At 70.5% G+C, this 6,674-nt stretch carries 6 protein-coding genes and 1 riboswitch; all 6 genes read right to left on the reverse strand.

All coding sequences use genetic code 11. The features are described 5' to 3' along the window. Window positions 1-16 precede the first annotated feature (16 nt). On the reverse strand, window positions 17-409 hold the full coding sequence (locus tag FM076_RS23580; RefSeq protein WP_173872942.1) for a DUF6221 family protein: 393 nt from the start codon (window positions 407-409) through the stop codon (window positions 17-19). Beyond that, window positions 399-761, reverse strand: coding sequence for a helix-turn-helix transcriptional regulator (locus FM076_RS23585; protein ID WP_173872943.1), 363 nt, complete (start codon window positions 759-761; stop codon window positions 399-401). Before FM076_RS23585 ends, FM076_RS23580 begins: the two co-directional genes overlap by 11 nt. Before the next feature lie 793 nt (window positions 762-1,554). Continuing rightward, complete coding sequence (locus FM076_RS23590) at window positions 1,555-2,937, reverse strand: L-serine ammonia-lyase (RefSeq protein WP_173872944.1); 1,383 nt, start codon at window positions 2,935-2,937, stop codon at window positions 1,555-1,557. A 311-nt stretch (window positions 2,938-3,248) separates the two neighbouring features. Then, entirely contained in the window at window positions 3,249-4,523 is a 1,275-nt protein-coding gene (gene glyA / locus FM076_RS23595) for a serine hydroxymethyltransferase (RefSeq protein ID WP_173872945.1), read from the reverse strand. A gap of 64 nt (window positions 4,524-4,587) precedes the next feature. After that, window positions 4,588-4,968, reverse strand: a complete 381-nt coding sequence (gene gcvH / locus FM076_RS23600) for a glycine cleavage system protein GcvH (protein ID WP_173872946.1) — start codon at window positions 4,966-4,968, stop codon at window positions 4,588-4,590. A gap of 113 nt (window positions 4,969-5,081) precedes the next feature. Further along, window positions 5,082-6,212 carry a glycine cleavage system aminomethyltransferase GcvT gene (gene gcvT / locus FM076_RS23605; RefSeq protein ID WP_173872947.1) on the reverse strand — a complete coding sequence of 377 codons (1,131 nt, stop codon included), beginning with the start codon at window positions 6,210-6,212 and terminating at the stop codon, window positions 5,082-5,084. Window positions 6,213-6,393: 181 nt separating this feature from the next. Next, a riboswitch (glycine riboswitch) is annotated at window positions 6,394-6,502 on the reverse strand. Between the last annotated feature and the right edge of the window lie 172 nt (window positions 6,503-6,674).

Consider the following 6,674-nt stretch of genomic DNA (forward strand, 5'->3'; position numbering starts at 1 on the left):
TCGGACCCACCCGCGCTCACGGCCGCCATTCCTCTCGGTAGTCCGGGTGATCGGCGTAGGGCAGTGCGAGCAGGCGCAGCACCGGCTTGAGAACGCCGAGCTGTGCTTGAGCTGGCACTCGAAGTAGAAAGTCCTCCGATGCGGCCTCTTCGGTTGCCTGGGACGCCAGGGCGATAACACCGCGCTTGGCATTCACCTCGGTGAGGACGCGGGCCGGATCGTGCCGGACGACGTGATTGGCCACAGTGCAGTCGCCCGCGTAGAACTCGTCGCCGCCGACATCCACAGCGGCGGATGCACGCAGCTGCCATTCGAGGCTAGCCTCCGAGCCATCCCACCGGACAGATCGTGCCAGCGCTTCGTCTTCATCGAGCCGCGCCCGCAGGAACGCCACCAGGTCAGTCACCATCGCGCTGCTCCTCGGCCACGTTGAGGATCTCGAAGCTGAAGGGGACGTACTCACGCGCGTCGTAGATCCCGTTGCGGATCTCCTCCGGGCTCACGTCCGAGTCCGCTTCGACACGCATCGTCAGGATGTAGTTCGTCACGCCAGTCTCTCCTCTGGGTTGCGAGACGAGGTCGGTTCGCTTGCCCGGCCGCTTCGGGTTCGCCGAGAAGAACGCGGCCACCTCGTCGGCACGGAACCGAGGACGCGTGCTGCCTTCGCCCTCAACAGGCTGCGGGAAGATCCCGCGCCGACGGTAGGCGTGGACCGTCTGCCGACTGACCCCGTGCTCCTCCGCGATATCGGTGACCGTCATCAAGCGCGGACCCCCTCTGGATCAGGGTTCTCGGGGTGTGGACCCCGCGCCTGCGGGGATGTTCCCCGGCCGCAGTGCTTGACGCGGCCAGGTCCCGGTGGACCCCGCGCCTCCGGGACGGACGGCCGCGTCCGGCGCTGGGCTGATGGCCGACGTGGTGCAACCAGAAACCAGAGTGAAAACGATGCACCTTCTGTGCCCGATGCACGGTGGCCAGGTAGGCATGCGGAGCTGGGCGTGTCCCGAGCCAGACAGGAGGAACGTGGTCCGAGCCCGCGTCCGCCCTCGACGGCGCAAGGAGGCCATTGTGCAGTGGGTCGACAACCGGTCGGTCGGTGCAGTGCCGTCGTCCTGTCCAGCCGCAAATTGGACGGCGGTTGAAGGGACGCTCAGGGACGTGCGATACGAGAGCGGGACATGTCTGGATCCATGCATGGGCTCTGGCCAGGCGCGATGCCACTCTGCGGCATCAGCGGGCTCGAGCCGACATGAAAGCCTGCGTGCTAGTGATGCGCAGGTCAACGGTTCGTCGTCTCAGGGGTTCTGGCGCACGGAGCCTCCCGCCATCGGCGACATCTCAGCGCTTTCGGCGTGGTCGGGAGACGCGTGCTCTTCGTGGCGCGAAGCTCTGTCCGTGACCGGATTACCGACCCGGCTTGGCGGCGATATCCCAGGGATTTTTCAGGGACTTTCAGCTCTGTCACAGGGAGTTCCCAGGGACGATCCGCCGTACAGAAGAGCAAGCCCGTGACAGAGCTGGAAGACATGAATCACCTGGTCGGAGCAGGTGCGGTCAGCACTCGATGACGTTCACCGCGAGCCCGCCCCGCGCGGTCTCCTTGTACTTGACCTTCATGTCGGCCCCCGTCTCGCGCATGGTCTTGATGGCCTTGTCGAGGGAGACGTGGTGGCGGCCGTCGCCGCGCAGGGACATGCGGGCCGCGGTGACGGCCTTGACGGCGGCCATGCCGTTCCGCTCGATGCAGGGGATCTGCACGAGCCCGCCGACCGGGTCGCAGGTGAGGCCGAGGTTGTGCTCGATGCCGATCTCGGCGGCGTTCTCGACCTGTTCGGGGCTGCCGCCGAGGATCTCGGCGAGGCCCCCCGCCGCCATGGAGCACGCCGAGCCCACCTCGCCCTGGCAGCCGACCTCGGCGCCGGAGATGGAGGCGTTCTCCTTGAAGAGCATGCCGATGGCGCCGGCGGCCAGGAGGAAGCGGACGACGGCGTCGTCGTCGGTGCCGGGGACGAAGTGGTGCGCGTAGTGCAGGACGGCGGGGATGATGCCGGCCGCGCCGTTGGTCGGCGCGGTCACCACCCGGCCGCCGGCCGCGTTCTCCTCGTTGACGGCCATCGCGTAGAGCGTCGTCCACTCCATGGCGTGCGCCTCGGCGCGCCCCTCGGCGCGCAGTTGCCGTGCCGAGGTGGCGGCGCGGCGGCGGACCTTCAGTCCGCCGGGGAGGATGCCCTCCTGCGCGAGGCCGCGCGCCACGCAGTCCCGCATGACCTGCCAGATCTCCAGCAGTCCCGCGCGGATCTCCTCCTCCGTGCGCCACGCCTTCTCGTTCTCCAGCATCAGCCGGGAGACCGACAGGCCCGTCTCGCGGGTCAGGCGCAGCAGGTCGTCACCGGTGCGGAAGGGGTGGCGCAGCACGGTGTCGTCCAGTTTGATGCGGTCCTCGCCGACCGCGTCCTCGTCCACGACGAAGCCGCCGCCGACCGAGTAGTACGTCTTCTCCAGCAGCGGTGCGCCCGCCTCGTCGTAGGCGAACAGCGTCATGCCGTTGGCGTGGTAGGGGAGGGAGCGGCGGCGGTGCAGGATCAGCTGGGTGCGCTCGTCGAAGGCGATCTCGTGCGCGTCCCCGATCTCGGCGCCGAGCAGCCGCAGCCGGCCCTGCTCCCGGATGCGGGCCACCTTCTCGTCCGCGGTCTCGACGTCCACCGTGCGGGGGGACTCGCCCTCCAGGCCCAGCAGAACCGCCTTCGGCGTGCCGTGGCCGTGGCCCGTCGCGCCCAGCGAGCCGAAGAGTTCAGCCCGTACGGAGGCCGTGTGCGCCAGCGCGCCCTCGTTCTTCAGGCGCCGCGCGAACATGCGGGCGGCGCGCATGGGGCCCACGGTGTGGGAACTTGACGGTCCGATGCCGATGGAGAAGAGGTCGAAGACCGAGATGGCCATGGTGCGGCTCTCCTTGCCCTGGTGGGCGTCTGCCTTTGTGGGGCGCGGGGGATGTGCTGGTTGCGGTGTGGGGTGTGCGGTGTGGGGTGTGCGGTGGGGCGGGTGGTGCGTGCGGGGCGGGGTGGTCCTCGGGCGTTGTCCTGTCCGGCTCTCGCGAGTCGGCCCGTCCGGCTCTCGCGTGTTGCCCTGTCCGGCTCTCCGGGTGGCGCCCTGCCCGCCCTCGGCATCGCCCCTGTCCGGCTCTCCGGGGGCGCCCCGCCCGGCCCTCCCCGCCCCGTGCGGGCCGGGGGAGCCGGACAGGAGCGCGGGCCCTACTTGCCCAGTGTGGGGTAGAGCGGGTGCTTCCCGGCGAGGGCGGAGACCCGGGCGGCCAGCGCCTTGCCCTTCGCGTCGTCGAAGTCGGGCAGCAGCGCCTCGGCGATGATGTCGGCGACCTCGGTGAAGTCCTCGTCCTGGAAGCCCCGGGTGGCCAGCGCGGGCGTGCCGATGCGCAGGCCGGAGGTCACCATCGGGGGACGCGGGTCGTTGGGGACCGCGTTGCGGTTGACGGTGATGCCGATGTCGTGCAGCCGGTCCTCGGCCTGCTGCCCGTCCAGCGCGCTGTTGCGCAGGTCGACCAGGACGAGGTGCACGTCGGTGCCGCCGGACAGCACGGAGACGCCCGCGTCCACCGCGTCCTGCCGCAGCAGGCGCTCGGCGAGGATGCGCGCGCCGGCGAGGGTGCGGCGCTGGCGCTCCTTGAACTCGTCGCTGGCGGCGACCTTGAAGGCCACCGCCTTGGCGGCGATGACGTGCTCCAGCGGACCGCCCTGCTGGCCGGGGAAGACCGCGGAGTTGATCTTCTTCGCGTGCTCCTTCTTCGCCAGGATCACGCCGCCTCGGGGGCCGCCGAGGGTCTTGTGCGTGGTGGTGGTGACCACGTCCGCGTACGGCACCGGGCTCGGGTGCAGTCCCGCCGCGACCAGCCCGGCGAAGTGCGCCATGTCCACCATGAGGTACGCGCCGACCTCGTCGGCGACACGGCGGAAGGCCGCGAAGTCGAGCTGGCGCGGGTAGGCGGACCAGCCCGCGATGATCAGCTGCGGGCGGTGCTCCTTGGCCAGCCGCTCGACCTCGTCCATGTCGATCCGGCTGGTGGCCTCGTCGACCTTGTAGGCGACGACGTTGTAGAGCTTGCCCGAAAAGTTGATCTTCATGCCGTGGGTGAGGTGCCCACCGTGCGCCAGGTCCAGGCCCAGGATGGTGTCGCCCGGCTTGAGGAGGGCGAACATCGCGGCGGCGTTCGCCTGCGCGCCCGAGTGCGGCTGCACATTGGCCGCCTCGGCGCCGAACAGCGCCTTCACCCGGTCCCTGGCCAGGTCCTCGACCACGTCGACGTACTCGCAGCCGCCGTAGTAGCGGCGGCCCGGGTAGCCCTCGGCGTACTTGTTGGTGAGGACCGAACCCTGTGCCTCCATGGAGGCGACCGGAGCGAAGTTCTCCGAGGCGATCATCTCGAGGGTGGACTGCTGACGGTGGAGTTCGGCGTCGACGGCGGCGGCGACGTCGGGGTCGACCTCGTGGAGAGAGCCGTTCAGTAGCGACATGGAAGAACCATCCCTGGGAAAAAGGCGGCGGGGCGGGCGGCCTCGGTCGCCCGAGGCGGGAGCGTCAGGAACCGGAGGCGAACGCGGCGTACTCGTCGGCCGTCAGCAGGTCGTCCGGCACCTCGGTGACCTTCACCTTGAACAGCCAGCCGCCCTCGAACGGGGCGGAGTTCACCAGCGCCGGGTCGTCCACGACGTCCTGGTTGATCTGCGTGACCTCGCCGGAGGCCGGGGAGTAGAGGTCGCTGACGGACTTGGTGGACTCCAGCTCGCCGCAGGTCTCACCCGCGGTGACGGTGTCCCCGACCTCGGGGAGCTGGACGAAGACGACGTCGCCGAGCGCGTTCGCGGCGTGCTCGGTGATGCCGACCGTCGCGACGCCGTCCTCGGCGTCCGACAGCCACTCGTGCTCCTTGCTGTAGCGGAGCTGCTCAGGGTTGCTCATGGGTCGATTCTCCCGGATGCGTGAGGTGGGACGGAAAGCGGTCTTGGCAGGTGGAACGGGCCGGCCGGGCCGGCCGCGCGGCCGCCGGTGCGGCCGCCGGGGCCGGCGGCGGGTCAGCCCCGCTTGTAGAAGGGCAGCGCCACGACCTCGTAGGGCTCCTGGGAGCCGCGGATGTCCACCGCGAGGCGGGTCCCCGGCGCGGCGTGCGCGGACTCGACGTACGCCATGGCGATGGGCTTGCCCAGGGTGGGGGAGGGGGCGCCCGAGGTGACCTCGCCCACGGTGTCACCGCCGGCCAGCACGGCGAAGCCCGCGCGCGGCACCCGGCGCCCCTCGGCGACCAGGCCGACCAGCTTGCGGGGCGGCGCGGTCGCGGCGCGCTCGGCCGCCGCCGCGAGGGCGTCCCGGCCGACGAAGCGGCCCTCGTTCGTGGTCTTCTCGAACTTGACGGTCCTGCCCAGACCGGCGTCGAAGGGGGTCAGCGAGGTGGACAGCTCGTGCCCGTACAGCGGCATGCCCGCCTCCAGGCGCAGCGTGTCGCGGCAGCTGAGCCCGCACGGCACCAGGTTCGCGTCCCCTCCCGCCCGGGTGAGCGCCTCCCACACCTCGACGGCGTCCTGGGGGGAGACGAACAGCTCGAACCCGTCCTCGCCCGTGTACCCCGTACGGGCGATGAGGGCGGGCTTGCCGGCGACGAGGTCGCGCTCGCCCGCGTAGTAGCGCAGGCCGTCCACGTCGTAGGAGGTGAGCTTCTTCAGGATGCCCGCGGCGGCCGGGCCCTGGACGGCGATGAGCGCGTACTTGTCGCGGTCGTCGCGCACCTCGGCGCCGAACCCGTCCTGCCGCGCGACCAGCGCGTCCAGCACCGTCTGCGCGTTCGCCGCGTTGGCGACGACCATGTACTCCTGCTCGTCCTGCTGGCCCAGCCGGTAGACGATCAGGTCGTCGAGGATGCCGCCGTCCTCGTCGCAGATCATGGTGTAGCGGGCACGGCCGACGGCCAGTTTGGAGAGGTTGCCGACCAGCGCGTAGTCCAGCAGCTCGCCCGCCTGCGGTCCGGTGATGGTGATCTCCCCCATGTGGGAGAGGTCGAACAGGCCGGCGGCGGAGCGCACGGCCAGGTGCTCCTCCCGCTCGCTGCCGTAGCGCAGCGGCATGTCCCAGCCCGCGAAGTCGGTCATGGTCGCGCCCAGCGCGCGGTGCGTGGCGTCCAGGGCGGTCTTGCGGGTGGCCGGCTCGGTCATTCGGGCTCCCAGGTGCGGATCGGTTCCGAAGAGGGGTGTGACAACGGATGTCCTCCCCATCTGTCATCGGAACCTGAGAGGTTCGCCGACAGCTCCGAAGCGGCCGGAGCGCGGCTTGCACCTTGGGTGGGACCACCGCAGCCGCACGGGGCGCGAGACGGGGTCCGCTTTTCAGATCTGCCTCACCCGTGCGGTAACGGGGCCTGAGAGATTCAAGGGAGGATCTTGCTCCTTCGGCGCCCTGGCGTGCGGCTCGCGCTGCGCGCCGGGGACTCTCCCGCGCGGGTTCGAACGGCCGGTATGCAGTTGGTGCGCACATCATCGCACGGGTGAGCGCGCCGTGGCTGCCCCTGAGCGGAAGCCGTCCGCCTTGAATCGCATTACCTCTTCTTTACACTTGGCGGCAGCGGCGGCCCGGCCGCCGCGTCTGGGAGGGGGCACCTGTGGGCAGCCTGAGCTGTG

The organism is Streptomyces albus subsp. chlorinus, assembly GCF_013302895.1.
Classification (GTDB): domain Bacteria; phylum Actinomycetota; class Actinomycetes; order Streptomycetales; family Streptomycetaceae; genus Streptomyces; species Streptomyces chlorinus.